This is a genomic window from Nocardioides cavernae (assembly GCF_016907475.1).
In the GTDB taxonomy this organism is placed as follows: Bacteria; Actinomycetota; Actinomycetes; order Propionibacteriales; family Nocardioidaceae; genus Nocardioides; species Nocardioides cavernae.
In genome coordinates this window covers 2,651,992-2,667,135 of record NZ_JAFBCA010000001.1, presented here as the reverse complement: position 1 = coordinate 2,667,135, position 15,144 = coordinate 2,651,992, and the positions used below count along the sequence as shown (strand labels likewise).

Annotated in this window: 17 protein-coding genes; 5 read left to right on the top strand and 12 right to left on the bottom strand. The window is 72.1% G+C overall.

Annotated features, from left to right (window positions below):
• Window positions 1-11: 11 nt before the first annotated feature.
• The 6 genes from JOD65_RS12540 to JOD65_RS12515 form a co-directional block, all read right to left on the bottom strand.
• Window positions 12-917 carry an ABC transporter permease gene (locus tag JOD65_RS12540; protein WP_191197276.1) on the bottom strand — a complete coding sequence of 302 codons (906 nt, stop codon included), beginning with the start codon at window positions 915-917 and terminating at the stop codon, window positions 12-14.
• The gene (locus JOD65_RS12535; RefSeq protein ID WP_191197277.1) at window positions 910-2,190 is read right to left on the bottom strand and encodes a quaternary amine ABC transporter ATP-binding protein; all 1,281 of its coding nucleotides are present in this window, start codon (window positions 2,188-2,190) and stop codon (window positions 910-912) included. The genes JOD65_RS12540 and JOD65_RS12535 overlap by 8 nt, the downstream gene beginning before the upstream one ends.
• On the bottom strand, window positions 2,187-3,173 hold the full coding sequence (locus tag JOD65_RS12530; protein ID WP_191197278.1) for an ABC transporter substrate-binding protein: 987 nt from the start codon (window positions 3,171-3,173) through the stop codon (window positions 2,187-2,189). Before JOD65_RS12530 ends, JOD65_RS12535 begins: the two co-directional genes overlap by 4 nt.
• A 169-nt stretch (window positions 3,174-3,342) precedes the next feature.
• Window positions 3,343-4,227: a LysR family transcriptional regulator gene (locus tag JOD65_RS12525; RefSeq protein WP_191197279.1), complete on the bottom strand. Its 885-nt coding sequence runs from the start codon at window positions 4,225-4,227 to the stop codon at window positions 3,343-3,345.
• Between the two features lie 10 nt (window positions 4,228-4,237).
• Window positions 4,238-4,849: a hypothetical protein gene (locus JOD65_RS12520; protein ID WP_191197280.1), complete on the bottom strand. Its 612-nt coding sequence runs from the start codon at window positions 4,847-4,849 to the stop codon at window positions 4,238-4,240.
• Entirely contained in the window at window positions 4,846-5,472 is a 627-nt protein-coding gene (locus tag JOD65_RS12515; RefSeq protein ID WP_191197281.1) for an FMN-binding negative transcriptional regulator, read from the bottom strand. Before JOD65_RS12515 ends, JOD65_RS12520 begins: the two co-directional genes overlap by 4 nt.
• Before the next feature lie 60 nt (window positions 5,473-5,532).
• On the opposite strand from JOD65_RS12515, the gene JOD65_RS12510 reads away from it, so the two are divergent.
• Window positions 5,533-7,062 carry an ATP-dependent DNA ligase gene (locus JOD65_RS12510; protein ID WP_191197282.1) on the top strand — a complete coding sequence of 510 codons (1,530 nt, stop codon included), beginning with the start codon at window positions 5,533-5,535 and terminating at the stop codon, window positions 7,060-7,062.
• A gap of 15 nt (window positions 7,063-7,077) precedes the next feature.
• Here the strand turns inward: JOD65_RS12510 and JOD65_RS12505 are convergent, their stop codons facing one another.
• Window positions 7,078-7,935: a S1 family peptidase gene (locus JOD65_RS12505; RefSeq protein ID WP_191197283.1), complete on the bottom strand. Its 858-nt coding sequence runs from the start codon at window positions 7,933-7,935 to the stop codon at window positions 7,078-7,080.
• A gap of 54 nt (window positions 7,936-7,989) precedes the next feature.
• On the opposite strand from JOD65_RS12505, the gene JOD65_RS12500 reads away from it, so the two are divergent.
• Window positions 7,990-8,715, top strand: coding sequence for a TetR/AcrR family transcriptional regulator (locus JOD65_RS12500; RefSeq protein WP_191197284.1), 726 nt, complete (start codon window positions 7,990-7,992; stop codon window positions 8,713-8,715).
• Here JOD65_RS12500 and JOD65_RS12495 read toward each other — a convergent pair.
• From JOD65_RS12495 to JOD65_RS12480, 4 genes are all read right to left on the bottom strand, one after another.
• Window positions 8,712-9,524 carry a DUF1206 domain-containing protein gene (locus JOD65_RS12495; protein WP_191197285.1) on the bottom strand — a complete coding sequence of 271 codons (813 nt, stop codon included), beginning with the start codon at window positions 9,522-9,524 and terminating at the stop codon, window positions 8,712-8,714. The two genes, JOD65_RS12500 and JOD65_RS12495, sit on opposite strands and share 4 nt — an antisense overlap.
• A gap of 99 nt (window positions 9,525-9,623) precedes the next feature.
• Window positions 9,624-10,034: a transcription antitermination factor NusB gene (gene nusB / locus JOD65_RS12490; protein WP_191197286.1), complete on the bottom strand. Its 411-nt coding sequence runs from the start codon at window positions 10,032-10,034 to the stop codon at window positions 9,624-9,626.
• Between the two features lie 6 nt (window positions 10,035-10,040).
• Entirely contained in the window at window positions 10,041-10,604 is a 564-nt protein-coding gene (gene efp / locus JOD65_RS12485) for an elongation factor P (protein ID WP_191197287.1), read from the bottom strand.
• 73 nt (window positions 10,605-10,677) lie between these two features.
• Entirely contained in the window at window positions 10,678-11,493 is an 816-nt protein-coding gene (locus JOD65_RS12480) for an aminoglycoside phosphotransferase family protein (RefSeq protein WP_191197288.1), read from the bottom strand.
• 77 nt (window positions 11,494-11,570) lie between these two features.
• Between JOD65_RS12480 and JOD65_RS12475 the strand changes: the two genes are divergently transcribed.
• The 3 genes from JOD65_RS12475 (at window position 11,571) to JOD65_RS12465 (ending at window position 14,022) form a co-directional block, all read left to right on the top strand.
• On the top strand, window positions 11,571-12,221 hold the full coding sequence (locus JOD65_RS12475) for an SDR family oxidoreductase (RefSeq protein ID WP_191197289.1): 651 nt from the start codon (window positions 11,571-11,573) through the stop codon (window positions 12,219-12,221).
• On the top strand, window positions 12,221-12,556 hold the full coding sequence (locus tag JOD65_RS12470) for a gamma-glutamylcyclotransferase family protein (RefSeq protein ID WP_191197290.1): 336 nt from the start codon (window positions 12,221-12,223) through the stop codon (window positions 12,554-12,556). Before JOD65_RS12475 ends, JOD65_RS12470 begins: the two co-directional genes overlap by 1 nt.
• Window positions 12,557-12,654: 98 nt before the next feature.
• Complete coding sequence (locus JOD65_RS12465; protein ID WP_191197291.1) at window positions 12,655-14,022, top strand: HNH endonuclease signature motif containing protein; 1,368 nt, start codon at window positions 12,655-12,657, stop codon at window positions 14,020-14,022.
• 92 nt (window positions 14,023-14,114) lie between these two features.
• Here the strand turns inward: JOD65_RS12465 and JOD65_RS12460 are convergent, their stop codons facing one another.
• On the bottom strand, window positions 14,115-15,011 hold the full coding sequence (locus JOD65_RS12460) for a hypothetical protein (protein ID WP_191197292.1): 897 nt from the start codon (window positions 15,009-15,011) through the stop codon (window positions 14,115-14,117).
• Between the last annotated feature and the right edge of the window lie 133 nt (window positions 15,012-15,144).

The following is a 15,144-nucleotide window of genomic DNA, read 5'->3' as shown; positions in this document are numbered from 1 at the left end:
TGGGTTCGGGGTCAGCCGACGGTGACCGGCTCGGCGGTCACCGGCGCGGCGGGGGCGGCGGCGCGACGGCGCGGCCACCAGGCGGGGTTCGCGCGACCCTGGCCGCCGAGGGCGGAGGTCACGCGGTCGAGGTAGATGGCGATGACGACGACGGCCAGGCCGCCCTCGATCGAGGCCGCGATCTGCAGCCCCTGGACGGCGTTCACCACGACACCGCCCAGCCCCGCTCCGCCGACGAGGCCGGCGACGACCACCATCGACAGCGCGAGCATGATCACCTGGTTGACGCCGGTCATGATCGACGGCATCGCGAGCGGGAGCTGCACCTCGCGCAGCACCTCGCGACGCGAGGCGCCGAAGGCCACCGAAGCCTCGACCGTCTCGCTGTCGACCTGGTTGATGCCCAGCTGCGTGAGCCGGACGGCCGGCGGCACCGAGAAGACGATGGTCGCGACCAGGCCCGGGGCGTCGCCGACCCCGAAGAACAGGATCGTCGGCAGCAGGTAGACGAACACGGGCAGCGTCTGCATCAGGTCCAGCACCGGCCGCAGCACGCTGCGCACCACCGGGTTGAACGCCGACCAGATGCCGAGAGGGATGCCGATCAGCAGGGCGACGACCGTCGCCACCAGGACCGACGCCATGGTCTGCATCGTCTCGGGCCAGAGGTCCATGGACTGGATGAGCAGCAGGCCGAGGCCGAGGCTGATCGAGAGCAGGACGCGACGGGTCGCCAGGACCGCCAGGACCACGAGGACGACGACCATCGCCACCGGGGTCAGCACGGTGAGCAGGTCGTAGACCGAGCGCAGGCCGAAGTTCAGGATATCCTTGAGCAGGTCGAAGAAGCCGCCGAGGTGCTCGGTCATGAGGTCGATGACGCTCTCGCCGCGTTCACCGATGCGCAGGTCAGGCACGTGCGGCCACCTCCAGCCGGCGCTCGTCGCGCACGCGCTCCTGGGCAGGAGCGGTCGAGAGCGAGGACAGGATCGTCGCCCGCGGGACGACTCCGCTGAGCCTGCCCCGTCCGTCGACCACGGTCACGGGCACGACCTGGCGGCCGGCCCGGTGCATGAAGTCGCCGATGTGCGCGGTGGGCTCCACGGTGTGGAAGTCCTGCGACACCGCCGCGGAGAGGTCTGTGTCGCCGCGGTTGACGGCGGCCAGGAGCGCCGCGTCGGTCACCACGCCGAGCAGCCGCTCGTCCTGGCCCACGACGTACGCGCCCTGGGCCTCGTTGTCGCCGAGGCGGCGGAGGCCCGCGTCGGGCCGCTCGTCGACGGCGAAGACGAGCTTCGCGGGACGCTGCAGGTCGTACGCCGTCAGCACACGCGCACGGTCGACGTCGGCCACGAACTCGCTGACGTACTCGTCGGCCGGGTGCGCGACGATCTCGGCCCCCGGGGCGCACTGGACGACCCGGCCCTGTCGCATCACCATCACCTGGTCGCCGATCCGCATCGCCTCGTTGAGGTCGTGCGTGACGAACACGGTGGTGCGGCGGTCCTCGGCCTGCAGCTCGAGGAGCAGGTCCTGCATGTCGCGACGGATCAGCGGGTCGAGGGCCGAGAACGGCTCGTCCATCAGCAGGACGGGCGGGTCGACCGCGAGCGCCCGGGCGAGGCCGACGCGCTGCCGCATGCCCCCCGAGAGCTCGTGCGGCAGCTTGTCGCCACGGTCACCCAGGCCGACCCGCTCGAGGGCCGCGTCGGCCCGTTCGCGACGCTCCGCCTTGCCCACGCTGCGGACCTTGAGGCCGTAGGCCGCGTTGTCGCGGACCGTGCGGTGCGGGAACAGGGAGAAGTGCTGGAACACCATGCCGATCTTGTTGTTGCGGATCTCGCGCAGGCGCGAGTCGCTCACCTTCGTGATGTCCTCACCGTCGATCAGCAGCTCGCCGGCGGTGGGCTCGTTGAGCCGGTTGATCATCCGGAGCACGGTGGACTTGCCGGAGCCGGAGAGGCCCATCACGACGAACATCTCGCCCGTGCCGATCGAGAAGCTCACGTCGGAGGCGCCGAGGTAGCCGCCGGCGGCGGCGACGGCAGCCGCCGGGTCGTCGGCCGCGAGGGCTCGCGCAGCCTGGCGGTCGCCGAGGCCGTACACCTTGGACAGGCCCCGGCCCTCGATGGCCGGTTGCTCGGTGGCACGGTGGGTCGGCTGCGCCGCCGTGTCGACGTCGGTGGTCATGACGCGAACGCCTCGGCCGCCGGCTCGCCCTCGGCGTCGTCGACGCCCTCGAGGAAGGACGCCACGATGTCGGGGTTGGCCTCGATCCACGCAGCGGCGATGTCGGAGAGCTCCTCGCCGTCCTTGTCGTGCGCGTAGTAGAACTCGCCGGCCTGGTCGGTGGTGAAGGTGAGGTTGCCGAGGAACTCGTTGATCTCGGGGTTCTCGTCGGCGAAGCCGGCGCGGGTGACGGTACGGATCTCGCCGGCGCCGCCCCAGACCTCCTCGGGGTCCTCGAGGAAGACCGTGCCGAACTCGACGGTCATCCAGTGCGGGCTCCAGGCGAGGAAGACGATGGGCTCACCGGCCTTCTGCGACTTCGAGACCTGCGCCAGCATCGCCGGGGTGCCGCTGGCGACGAGCTCCCAGTCGCCGAGCCCGTAGGCGTCCGCGTCGATGGCGGCCTGGATGGTCTCGTTGCCGGGAGAACCGGCCTCGATGCCGTAGATCTTGCGGCCGAACTCGTCGGCGTGCTCGTCGAGGTCGGCGAGCGACTTCACACCGAGCTCCTCGGCGACGTCGCCGGGCACGGCAGGGGCGTACTCCGTGCCGGTCACGATGGTCGAGACGACATCCACGTCTCCCCCGTCGATGAGCTCGCCGAAGGTGGGCTCCTGCGAGGGCCACCAGTTGCCGAGGTAGGCGTCGATGTCGCCCGTGCCGAGCGCGGACGCGGCGTTCTCGACCGAGAGGTTCTTCTTGATCGAGGCGTCGTAGCCGATCTCCTCGAGGACCTGGACGGCGATCTCGTTCTCGACCTGCAGGTCGACCCACGGCTGCTCGGCGAGGACGACGGAGTCGGTGCCGCCGCCGGAGGAGCTGCTGGCGAAGCCGTCGTCGGTGTCGCTGTCAGCGGCGCAGCCGGTGAGCACCGCGCTGAGGCCGAGGGTGGCGAGGACCGCGAGCCGTGCGCCGCGGCGGGTGGGGGTGGGGCGGTGGTTCATGGAAGCTCCTCGTTGCACATCATCAATATATGAGTGAAACGATAGACTTACCAGATTGCCAGATCCAAGCGCAGACGCCCCGGGAGTCAGACCGGATGTGAGTGACAGCCATAGGCGCGATCTATGTCTGAGGCGACCGGAGTCCGGGCCGTCGCGGCGCGACAGCAGGTCAGCGCGCCCGGTCGGCCTGGTGCTCGCGGACGTGGTCCAGGAAGTCCGTCGCGGCGCCTTCCAACCCACCCGCGCGCCACACGAGCGAGACCGTGGCCCGGCTCTCGGGCTCCAGGCGCGCCACCAGCGCACCCTTGGTCGCCGCGTCCGCGGCCATCCCCTCGGGCAGCACGGCCGCTCCCGCCCCGGAGAGGACCAGGGGCACGACCGACGCCACGTGCGCGGTCTCGACCATCACGTCGGTCGGCTGTCCGGCGGCCTCGAGCTGGGCGTCCAGGAGGTCGCGCAGGGCGGTGCCGCGCGGCGTGCCGATGAGACCGTGCTGGAGCAGCTCGTCGATCGTCGTGGTCAGCTGCGGGCCGCGGCCCGGGGGCAGCACGGCGAGCAGCTGCTGCTCGGCCAGCTCGAGGCTGGCGAGCTGGCCCGCCGCCGGTGGTCCGTCCACGAGCCCGAAGTCGACCTGGCCGCTGCGCACCTGGTCGAGCACCACCGAACGGGCTGCCGGGTCCGTCACCTCGAAGCGCACCTGCGGACGCAGCCTGCGGAACTCGCCGATCAGTGCCACGAGCGGATGGACCGCCCACGACGTGCTGGAGACGATGCGCAGCACCCCGACGTCTCCCTCGACGACGCCGCGCACGGCGCTGGCCGCGAGCCCGAAGGAACGGACCGCCCGGCGGGCGGGCCCGACCATCGCCTCACCGGCAGCCGTGAGCCGCACGCCGCGGCCGTGGCGCTCGAACAGCGGCGAGCCGAGCTCGGCCTCGAGGGTGCGCATCGAGTGGGACAACGACGGCTGGGCGATGTGCAGCACCTGCGACGCCCGCGTGAAGCTGCCTGCCTCGGCGATGGCGAGGAAGAACTCCAGCTGCCTGCGCTCCATGGCCCCTCCCCTACCCGGCCCGCTCGATCGTGGTCACGACGCTCGTCACCGACGGTCGCTTGGGCGTGCTGGAGAAGCCGAACCGGCACGGCGGGTCCACCGGCGTGAGCGCCCCCAGGTCCGCACCGCGCCAGCGCCCGGAGATCTTCGTGACCGCCACGACGGACGTCGCGCCGTACCACTCGCGCCGGTCGTTGCCGGCCGTCCCGCGGGTGCGCACGCCGCGCAGCACGACACGGGCGACGGGGTCGACGACGGAGCACCAGGCGGGCGACGTCGCGAGGCGGCTGGGCACCGCGGTGAGGAGCGCGCCCAGCGGCGTACGACCACCGGTCACCAGCCGCAGCGAGAGCGACGGGGTCGACACCTGCCAGCCGTCGGCGGTGTCCTCGACCGTGACCGGCTCGATGACGTGCTCGTCGAACGAGTACGTCGCCGCCACGAAGTCGCGCACCTGCTCCGACGGGGCCAGGAGCACCCGGTGGCCGGTGGCGTCCTCGACCATCACGTCGGCGAACGCGCCCCAGGGCGAGTCGTCCCACCGGCCGACGACGATGCGTACGCCGCTGGAGCTGCCCACGCCGGCGATGCGGCCGCTGAAGCGTTCGCGGACGAGGGTCACGGGGCGACGAGCCCGTCCGGCTCGCGTCCGTCCGCGGCCAGGCCGGTGGCGACGCCGGCGCGGTCCTCGTCGGAGCGGTTCTGGCTCAGCTTGGCCTTGGCCTCCACCGAGGAGACCAGGAGCTCGACGCCGACGATGGGGCGGAGGTTCTTGTCGACGTAGTCGGCCGGAGCGTCGGTCACGGCCCACGGCTCCGGGCGCGGCTGCTCGTGGCGCTCGGTCAACCGGGTGACCAGGTCGCGCACCCAGGAGGCGTCGTCGTGCACCGCGATCCGGCCGCGGAGGTGGACGACCGAGTAGTTCCACGTCGGGACGACCTTGCCGTGATCGGCCTTCGAGGCGTACCAGGACGGTGACACGTAGGTGTCCGGGCCGGTCACGATCGCCAGTGCCGGGGAGCCGTCGACGATCCGCCGCCAGTGCCCGTTCGCGCGAGCGAGGTGGCCCACCAGCCGGTCGCCCTCCCACAGCACCGGCAGGAACGTCGCGTCCGGCACGCCGTCCTCGCCGACGGTGACGAGCTGCGCCGTGGCGACCGCGCCGACGAACGGGCGGACCTCGTCGGGGTCCATCACGTTGAACCGCGGCACGTAGAGCGAGGCGGCCGAGGGAGTGGTGCTCATGGCCACCATCCTGCCCGTTCGGGTGGCACCGCTGTCGGTGCCGGGCGGCAGGATGGGTCCATGCTGCTCGCCGAGCTCGTCGCCACCTCCGCCGCCGTGGCCGCCACCCGCTCCCGCAAGGCCAAGGTCGCCGCGCTCGCGGAGCTGCTCGGTCGTGTCGAGCCCGAGGAGCTCGAGGTCGTGGTCTCCTACCTCGGCGGCGCGCTGCGCCAGCGGCGCACGGGCCTGGGCTGGCGCGGCGTCAGCGACCTCCCCGCCCCCGCCGGCGAGCCCTCGCTGACGGTGCTCGAGGTCCACGACGCCTTCGAGGCGATGTCCCACCTGTCCGGCTCCGGGTCGCAGCTCGCGCGGAAGGAGGCGGTGGCGCAGCTGTTCGGCCGAGCGACCGCTGCCGAGCAGGCGTGGCTGCGTGCGATCGTCACCGGCAACGTCCGGCAGGGTGCGCTCGACGCGGTCACGCAGGAGGCCGTGGCCCAGGTGGCCGACGTGCCGCTCGCTGCGGTGCGGCGTGCCGCGATGCTGGCCGGCTCGACGGTGGCAGCCGCCGGGGCGGCGTTCGCGGGCGAGGAGGCGCTGGACGGGATCGGGCTCGAGGTCGGCCGACCGATCATGCCGATGCTCGCCTCCAGCGCGCCCGACGTCGCTGCCGCGATGGGGGGCCTCTCCCCCGACGGCGAGACCGAGGTCGCGATCGACGCCAAGCTCGACGGGATCCGCATCCAGGTGCACCGCGACGGCGACGAGGTGCTCGTCGTGACCCGCAGCCTCGACGACATCACCGGGCGGCTCCCCGAGGTGGTCGAGGTCGCCCGCTCCCTCCCCGCCGAGCGCTTCGTCCTCGACGGCGAGGCGCTCGCCCTCTCCGGCGACGGGCGCCCGATGGCCTTCCAGGACACGGCCAGCCGCACCGCGCAGGACTCCGGCGTCGCCGTCACCCCCCACTTCTTCGACCTGCTGCACGTCGACGGCCGCGACCTGCTCGACTCCCCCGGCCACGAGCGCCTCGAGGCGCTCGACGCGCTCGTCCCGGAGCAGCACCGCGTGCGTCGCCTCGTGACCGCCGACCCGCAGGCCGCCGACGCGTTCGCGACCGAGACCGTCGCCGCGGGCCACGAGGGCGTCGTGCTCAAGGACCTGTCGGCCCCCTACGCCGCCGGGCGTCGCGGCTCGGCGTGGGTCAAGGTCAAGCCGCGGCACACCCTCGACCTGGTGGTCCTCGCCGTCGAGTGGGGGTCCGGGCGGCGCGAGGGGTGGCTGTCCAACATCCACCTCGGCGCGCGCGACGAGTCATCCGAGACCGGCTTCGTCATGCTCGGCAAGACGTTCAAGGGCATGACCGACGAGATGCTCGCGTGGCAGACCGAGCGGTTCACCGAGCTCGCCGTCTCCCCCACGACCCTCCGCGACAGCTACGTCGTGGAGCTGCGGCCGCTCCAGGTCGTGGAGATCGCCTTCGACGGACTCCAGCGCTCGACTCGCTACCCCGGCGGTGTCGCGCTCCGCTTCGCCCGGGTGCTGCGCTACCGCGACGACAAGGGCCCCCACGAGGCGGACACGATCGAGACAGTGCGCTCGCACGTCACCGCGTGAGCGGGCCGAGGCCCGTCAGCCGCGTGGCTTCGCCAGCCGGCAGCCGGGGACGTCGAGGTCGAACGTCCGGCCGGCGTCGAGGCAGCCGAGCAGCCATGACGTCTGCTGCCCGTAGTTCATGCCCTTGCGCATGACGATCCGACCGCGGCGGCTCTCCTCGCAGGCGGAGTCGATGCAGCGGCGGCCGCCGACGTAGCCGGTGTTGGCGACCCCGACCACCAGCCCGGTCTCGCGCGACACGATCGGCGAGCCGGAGTAGCCGCCGCGGATCGCGCAGCCGTCTCTGGCCGGCAGCCGGATCGAGCCCCACCAGTCCCACGCGCGCTCGTGGAGCCGGTACGCCGTCCCGGTGGTCGTGCAGGCGCGCTGCTCGGTCCAGTAGCCGGACGGGATCCGGATCCGGTCGCCGCGCGACGGTCCCTCGGCGGCCAGGGACAGCGGAGTGACACCGTCGCCGGCCAGGTCGGCGTACGTCTCCCTCAGCGTCAGCAGGGCGATGTCGGTGCGGTACATCGAGGCGTACTGCAGCCGCACGGCCCGCGCCTCGAGCGCGACCCGCCCCTGACCGTCGAGGAGGTCGACCCGGGTCCAGCGCTTCTCGCCCACCAGCACCTCGCGGGCGCCGAGGAACGGCTGCCGCACGCAGTGGCCGTTGGTGAGGACGACGGCACGGTCGGTGTCGAGGGCAGCGGGCCACCGCACGACCGCCCCGGAGCAACCGGGCAGCCGAGCCGTCCCGGCGAAGCGTCCATCGCCGCTGGCAACTGAGGCACCGGCGGGCGCGAGCAGCGCGCCGAGGACCGCTCCGAGGACCGCGACGACGAGCGCCGTGCCTGACACGGCGACGGCACGACGGACAGCAGCGACCAACACCCCGGCATCGAACCAGACCGGGGCGCGGGCGACGACCTACCTAGACTGACCGCCATGAGCAGCGAGCCGACATCCGCGAACGCGCCCGCACGGGGTGGCACCGCTGCGACCCGGCGGCGGCGGCGCGAGGCCGAGATCATCTCCGCCACGCGCCGGCTCTTCGACGAGCGCGGCGTCCGGGACGCCCAGATCGAGGACATCGCCCGGGCGGTCGGCATCAACCGCGCGATCATCTACCGCCACTTCACCGGCAAGGAGGAGCTGTTCAGCCTCACGCTGGTGCAGTACCTCGACGAGCTGCGGGTGGCGCTCGAGCAGGCGGCAGCCGTCACGGACGAGCCGCGCGACCAGCTCGTACGCCTCGTGGAGGCGTTCGTGGACTACGGCCTGGCCCATCCCGCGTTCGTCGACTGCGCGCAGGCGATCATGCGACGCCCCGGCGGCGACCTGCTCGAGGAGGTCAGCGAGAGCGCGATGTACCGCCTGGGGCAGGCCATCAGCGGCTGCCTGTCGGTGCTGACCCGCACGATCACCGCGGGCGCGGAGAGCGGCGACTTCCACGTCGACGACCCGGGCCTGCTCGCCAACATGCTCTACGCCAGCGGGCTCGGCACCCTCCAGCTGGGTCGGGTCGCGATGCGGGTCTCCGAGGAGGAGCCGGGCGTGCCGCGGATCAGCCGCGTCACCGCCGAGCAGGTGCGCGACCACATGGTCGCCTCCGCACTGGCGGTCGCCGCCGGGGCTCCCGCGAGCACGGGAAGCCCGACCCGGGGTCGCTAGCGCGAGAGGTGCTTGGCCCGCGCGAAGCAGAAAGCGCCGTAGGAGGCGATGCCGAGCGCGATGGCGGTCAGGAGCACCTGGCCGAACGGCTGCTCGAGCACCGTCTGCAGCGCCTGGTCGAGACCGCCCGACTTCTTCGGGTCGTGGGTGATCGCGGCGTAGCAGAACAGCCCGCCCACGATCGCGATCGCCACGCCCTTGGCGATGTAGCCGACCTTGCCGAGCTTGACGTAGACCGAGCCGTCCTTGCCGGCCTGTCCCTGGGCATCGAGGTGCTCGCGGAACTTCTCGGTCCAGCCGCGGTAGACCAGCGAGCCGCCATAGCCGATGATCGCCAGTCCGACGGCGCCCACGATCAGCTGGCCGCCGGGGAGGTCCATCAGCTTGGAGGTCGTCGAGTCCGTCCCGCCGCCGGAGCCGCCGGAGCCGGTCGCGGTCTTCACCGCGCTCCAGCCGATCACGCCGTAGATGACCGCCTTGAACAACGCAGTGAGTCGCTTGCGCCACCGCTTGGTGTCGTCCGACTCCTCGCGGTAGCCGAAGGCGAACTCCAGCAGCCGCCACAGGACGAGCAGGAACATGCCGACGGCGATCAACCACACCAGCACGCCGCCCATGGGCTGCTGGGCGAGGTAGTGGAGGGCGCCGGAGTTGGAGGCGCTGTCCTCCTTCTCACCGAAGGCGAGCTGCAGCGCCAGCCACCCGACGAGCAGGTGGACGACGCCGTAGGCCACGAGACCGGCGCGGATCGCGTGGTCCATCCATTCGCTGTTGTTGGCCTGCTCGGCGCTGCGCGTGGGGGCGTTCATGGCGCCAACCTAGGACCTCGCGCACCGGCGCCGCGAGTCGGCTGACCCCTGCGGGTGAGGGCGGTCCGCCCCACCCGCCGCAGCGGCCCCGCGCGCGCCTCAGACCAGGCTGGCGCGGTCGCGCTGGATCGAGCCGAGCAGCCCGTTGACGAAGGCCGGCGAGTCGTCGGTGGACAGGTCCTGCACCAGGTGCAGCGCCTCGCTCACGGCCACGCTGGGGGGCACGTCGTCGTCGCCCCACAGCAGCTCGTAGACGCCGATGCGGAGCACGTTGCGGTCGACCGCGGGCATCCGGCTGAGCGTCCAGCCCTTGCTGTAGGTCGTCAGCACCTCGTCGATGCGCTCACGGTGCTCGACCACGCCCCGCACCAGCGTCGTGGTGTAGTCGTTGGTCGGACCCTCGCCGGCCTCGATGGCGCGCTCGAGCGCGACCACGGGGTCCTCCGAGCGGAGCTCGGAGGCGAACAGGATGTCCAGCGCGCGCTTGCGGGCCTTCGAACGGGCAGCCACCTGGTGTCAGGCCTTGACGCGGCCGAGGTACGACGAGTCGCGGGTGTCGACCTTGACCTTCTCGCCGGTGGTGATGAAGAGCGGCACCGCGATGGTGTGGCCGGTCTCGAGCGTGGCCGGCTTCGTGCCGCCGGTCGAGCGGTCGCCCTGCAGGCCCGGCTCGGTCTCGGCGATGAGCAGCTCGACGGACGCCGGCAGCTCTATGAAGAGGACGCGGCCCTCGTTGGTGGCGACGATCGCCTCCTGGTTCTCCAGCATGAAGTTCTTCGCGTCGCCCACGACCTCGGGGGTGACCTCGAGCTGCTCGTAGGTGCTGGTGTCCATGAAGACGTAGGACGAGCCGTCGTTGTAGAGGTACTGCATGGTGCGCTTGTCGACGTTGGCCGTCTCGACCTTGGTGCCGGCGTTGAAGGTCTTGTCGACGTTCTTGCCCGACTCGACGTTGCGGAGCTTGGTGCGCACGAAGGCCGGGCCCTTGCCGGGCTTCACGTGCTGGAACTCGACGACGGCCCAGAGCTGACCCTCGATCTTGAGGACCATGCCGTTCTTGAGGTCGTTGGTGGTTGCCATGGTGTGATGTCCGCCTTCGTCGTGTTGTCAAGGAGTCCGTGGGCGGGCCACGGCCCGGCGCCGACCGACGAGTCTAGTGGTGGCCCGCGAGAGCCATGAAATGCTGGGCGTGGGCCTCGGTGGTCCCCCGCGGGTTGCGCCGCCAGCCCCCGTTGCCCGGCAGGAGCATCGCGAGCCAGAACGCCGCGAAGAGGGGCCGGTAGGCGGCCATCCGCTCCCTCCCCTCGGCGTCGAGCCCGACGGCCGCCGGCAGGGCGTCGACGTCGTACACACCGGGCAGGCGGCTGCCGAGGTGCTCGACGTGGTCCGCGAGCTCGTACGCCGGGTCGCTGAGGCCTCCGTCCTCGAAGTCGACCAGCCGCACCTCCCCGTCGTGGAGGAGGACGTTGGCCGGGTTGAGGTCGGCGATCCCGAGGGCGGTGAGCCGCGGCTCGGGCAGCGGCGGAGCGGCGACGTACGCCCGCGCGAGAGCCAGGGCGTCCGCCACCAGCGCCGGGTCACGGCACTGCTCGAGGTCGTGCTCGTCGGCGAGCCACTCGACGAGCATCCCCGGCAGGGTGTCGGCGCCGTACCTCCGCGGCCCGATCCCGGCAGCCGTCACCGCCTCGACCGGTACGTCGTACAGCCGGCGGAGGGCCGCTCCCAACGCAGCGGTCTCGCCGGACGTCAACGGACGCGGCGCCACCGGTTCCCCCGGGACGCGCGACATCACGACGACCGGGCGGTCGCCGTCCTCGCGGCGCAGCGGCCGCGGCGCGAGGCCCGGCGCGTGCTCGGCGAGGACCGTCAGGCACGCCCACTCCCGCTCGGCCTGCGCCTCGTGGTCGGGGACGAACTCCTTGCGGACCTCCCGCTCGCCGATGGCCAGGTCGTGGGTGGAGGTCTGCACGCGCGCCAACCTACGACCCGCTTGTCGAGGAGGTCGTGCAACGACCGTCACGAGACCCGCCCGGTACGGTCGGGACCATGCGAGTCACCATCATCGGCGGACACGGCAAGATCGCGCTCATCCTGGCACCGTTGCTGGTGGAGGCGGGGCACGAGGTCACCTCGGTGATCCGCAACCCCGACCACGTCGCCGACGTCGAGGCGACCGGCGCGACCGCCCTGGTCTCCTCGGTGGAGGACGCCGACACGAACGCCCTGGCCGACCTGCTGTCCGGGCAGGACGCCGTGGTCTGGTCGGCGGGCGCCGGTGGCGGCGACCCGGAGCGCACGTTCGCGGTCGACCGCGACGCCGCGATCCGGTCGATGGATGCGGCGCAGACCGCCGGCGTCGGGCGCTACGTGATGGTGTCCTTCTCGGGCGCCAACGGGGACTCGCTGGTCCCGGAGGACAACCCGTTCCGGTCCTACCAGGACGCCAAGATCGCAGCCGACGAGCACCTCCGCGCGTCGGGCCTCGACTGGACGGTCCTCGGACCCGGAAGCCTGACCCTCGAGCCCGGCCGGGGTGCGGTCAACCCGCACGCCCGCTCGGGCGAGGGCGACACGACCTCGCGCGAGCTCGTCGCGCAGGTCACGCTCGCCGTGCTGGGAGACCCGCGGGCGCACCGCAAGACCCTCGTCTTCGGCGACGGCGACGTCGCGATCGATGACTGGCTCGCCTCGCTCTGATGGACCACCTCTTCGTCTACGGGACCCTCGCTCCGGGCCGACCCAACGCGCACGTGCTCGAACCGCTGGACGGGACCTGGGTCCCGGCCACGTTGCGCGGTGACCTGCTCGACGTCGGCTGGGGCGCCACGCACGGATACCCCGCGCTCGCCCTCCGGACCGACGGACCCGAGGTGGCTGGGTTCCTCTTCACGGCGCCTGCACTTGCCGCCCACTGGAGCGCGCTCGACGAGTTCGAGGGGCCCGGCTACTCACGGGTGCTGACGCAAGCGCGCCGCGAGGACGGCGAGCTCGTGGACACCTGGGTGTACGTCGACCGCCCTGCGGCTCCCTGACTCGACTGATCGAGTGGCGAACCGCTGCCTCGAAACCCTCGCCACAGGCCCCTTTCGCGCCCCGCCCCACTGTCGGTGGGCTCTGGTTGAGTTGGTCCATGACAGCAACCACAGCCCTCGGCCCGGGGGTCACCGACCTCGAGGACATGGCTGAGGGTGCGTTGCTGTCGGAGGCGACGGAGGTCGAGGCGCTCCTGCGGGAGGGCGAGGTCCACAAGCTGCGCATCGCCTACCAGTGGGCGGTGGCGCATCCTGCTGTCGACTCTTCCGAGACGCCTGGCGGCCCGTCCCTGCCCGCGGTGCTGACGGCGCCCGAGACCCTGGGCGGAGCCGGCACGCCCACCGTCGCCGCGTTCACCCCCGAGCCGCTGGCGGTGGCGCTCGGGTGCTCGCCCGCGTCGGCTTCGACGTTGCTCGCCGACGCGCTCGACCTGCACCACCGTCTCCCGCTGCTGTGGGACCAGACCCAGGCGCTGACGGTGCCGGCCTGGAAGGCGAGGCGGGTCGCCACCCGCACGCGGCACCTCTCGTTCGACGCTGCCAGGTGGGTGGACCGGCAGCTCGCCGGCCGTGCGTCGAGGCTCAGCGCCGCAGCCCTCGACCGCCTCGTCGCCGAGGCCGCCGCACGCTGCGACAGGGAGGACCAGGCCGATCGCGAGGCGGCGGCACGGCTGTCGTGGGACGTGGTGCTGGTCCACCCCGACCCGCTCCACTACACCGGCACGTCCGAGCTGCACGCCAGCGGCGACACCTTCGACCTGACGCGCTTCCACGACATCGTCTGCGCGGAGGCCGAGGCCCTCTGCGCGCTCGGCGACACCGACAACCTCGGCGTCCGCAAGGCCAAGGCGCTCGGGGTGATCGCAGACGCGCAGGCACGCCTCGACCTGACGACGCTCGTCCACGCTCCAGACCCCGAGGCGCACGAGCAGGCCCGCCGTCGGGCGCTCGGCCGGTGTGACGCGAAGGTGCGGCTCTACCTCCACGCCTCGCTCGCCGACGTCGTCGCGGGCGACACGCGCGCGACCGGGTCGGCCGAGGCTCTCGGCCCGGTGTCCCTCGACCTGGTCCGCGACTGGGCCGGTCGAGCGCGCATCACGGTGCAGCCCGTCCTCCACGTCGCTGCCGACGACCGCTGGTCGGTGGACCGACACGACCCGCCGCCACGGATGGCCGATGAAGTGCGTCTCCGGGACGAGTCATGCGTCTTCCCGTGGTGCGGTCGTCCCGCACGCCAGTGCGACCTCGACCACCGCGCACCGTTCGAGGACCCAGGTGACGGCGGGCCGCCGGGCCAGACCTCGCCCGAGTCGCTCGCACCCCTGTGTCGGCGGCACCACCGGGCGAAGACCTCGGGGGCGTGGTCCTACGAGCGTGTCGATCCCGGCACCTACTTCTGGACCGGGCCAGCAGGACTCTCCGTCCTCGTCACGCCGCGCGGCACGGTCTCAGTGCCTCGGAGCTAGGCGTGCTCCCATGACGTGTCGACACGCGCGGCGAACTCATCGCGGCAGATCCGGTCGTTCGAGGTGCCCAATAGCCTCATGAAATGGAGGAGCTAGGCCGCTCGACGGTCGAAAAGCTCCCACCCGTGTCGGACGAGGCGGATCACCAGGGCGTACCCGTTGATCACGTCGTCGAACGATCCACCGGCGGTGAAGGGGGCGAGCCCGCCGCTTGCCGCGGCCGACTGCGTGGTCCCGGCGCCGCCGAGCAGCGCCCACGGCAGTCCGTGCGCGTTGCCAGAGAATCGACGCCACTCCGCGCGAGCCTCGGTCTCGAAGCCCTTGCCTATCGCGTGAGCCGCGGCCTGTTCGATGATCGAGGTGCTGGAGTAGGTGAGGGTCTCGCCGAGTTCTTCGCGCTTCTCCTCCAGCTTCTCCAGGCGGTCGACGTTGTGGTCGTGCACGGTCTTCGTGTTCTTATCGTTCGGGTTGATGCGGAGCAGGTCGGCGAGGAACTTGCGGTGGTTCTCGCAGACCTCCAAGGCGACGACCCGGGACCGCTTCAGCCGGGTGGCGCGGTCATCCGGGGCGAGGATCCACACCGCCTGGGCGGACCCGAGCAGGGCCCCGCGGATCAGTGATCCGGTCACGTCGCCGAACTGCTCCCCGGCCTCGATGTGCACGCGGATGGCGTGCAGGTGGTTGCGTGCCGTCATTAGGCCGGCCGCGGCGAGTTGGCTGGTCTGCCAAGCGATGTACTCGGCGTCGTCAGCCTCCAGCTCGCTGCCCGGCGCGCCGGTGTTCACCTTGCTGCCACGCCCGCCCCATGCGTCCAGCTCCGGGAACGTGCTGCGGATGGTGTCGAGCGAGGAGGGCTGCCCTGGTGTCGTCATCGGTCCAGCATGCCGACCCGCAGGGACACCGAGGTAGCAACCCGCGCCAGGTGTGGACTTGGCCGAGGGCGAATGCAGTTCAGACAACCCCGCTACCGCGTAGCGATGTTCGCTCATCGGCTGCTTGTTTCATTGACGGCAGGACCGAGTCTGGCGAGGCTCGGTCCAGGCGCCCGGGTCGTCGCTCTCACATCGGCTGCCCACGCTGGTCGTGTGGCTCTCATCTGGCCTGCGCGGTCCCGGGCGTCGC

Coding starts and splice junctions, on each gene's coding strand:
- JOD65_RS12535 (WP_191197277.1), bottom strand. CDS start 2,190: ATGACCACCGACGTCGACACGGCGGCGCAGCCGACCCACCGTGCCACC.
- JOD65_RS12530 (WP_191197278.1), bottom strand. CDS start 3,173: ATGAACCACCGCCCCACCCCCACCCGCCGCGGCGCACGGCTCGCGGTC.
- JOD65_RS12525 (WP_191197279.1), bottom strand. CDS start 4,227: ATGGAGCGCAGGCAGCTGGAGTTCTTCCTCGCCATCGCCGAGGCAGGC.
- JOD65_RS12515 (WP_191197281.1), bottom strand. CDS start 5,472: ATGAGCACCACTCCCTCGGCCGCCTCGCTCTACGTGCCGCGGTTCAAC.
- JOD65_RS12510 (WP_191197282.1), top strand. CDS start 5,533: ATGCTGCTCGCCGAGCTCGTCGCCACCTCCGCCGCCGTGGCCGCCACC.
- JOD65_RS12500 (WP_191197284.1), top strand. CDS start 7,990: ATGAGCAGCGAGCCGACATCCGCGAACGCGCCCGCACGGGGTGGCACC.
- JOD65_RS12495 (WP_191197285.1), bottom strand. CDS start 9,524: ATGAACGCCCCCACGCGCAGCGCCGAGCAGGCCAACAACAGCGAATGG.
- efp (WP_191197287.1), bottom strand. CDS start 10,604: ATGGCAACCACCAACGACCTCAAGAACGGCATGGTCCTCAAGATCGAG.
- JOD65_RS12475 (WP_191197289.1), top strand. CDS start 11,571: ATGCGAGTCACCATCATCGGCGGACACGGCAAGATCGCGCTCATCCTG.
- JOD65_RS12470 (WP_191197290.1), top strand. CDS start 12,221: ATGGACCACCTCTTCGTCTACGGGACCCTCGCTCCGGGCCGACCCAAC.
- JOD65_RS12465 (WP_191197291.1), top strand. CDS start 12,655: ATGACAGCAACCACAGCCCTCGGCCCGGGGGTCACCGACCTCGAGGAC.
- JOD65_RS12460 (WP_191197292.1), bottom strand. CDS start 15,011: ATGAGCGAACATCGCTACGCGGTAGCGGGGTTGTCTGAACTGCATTCG.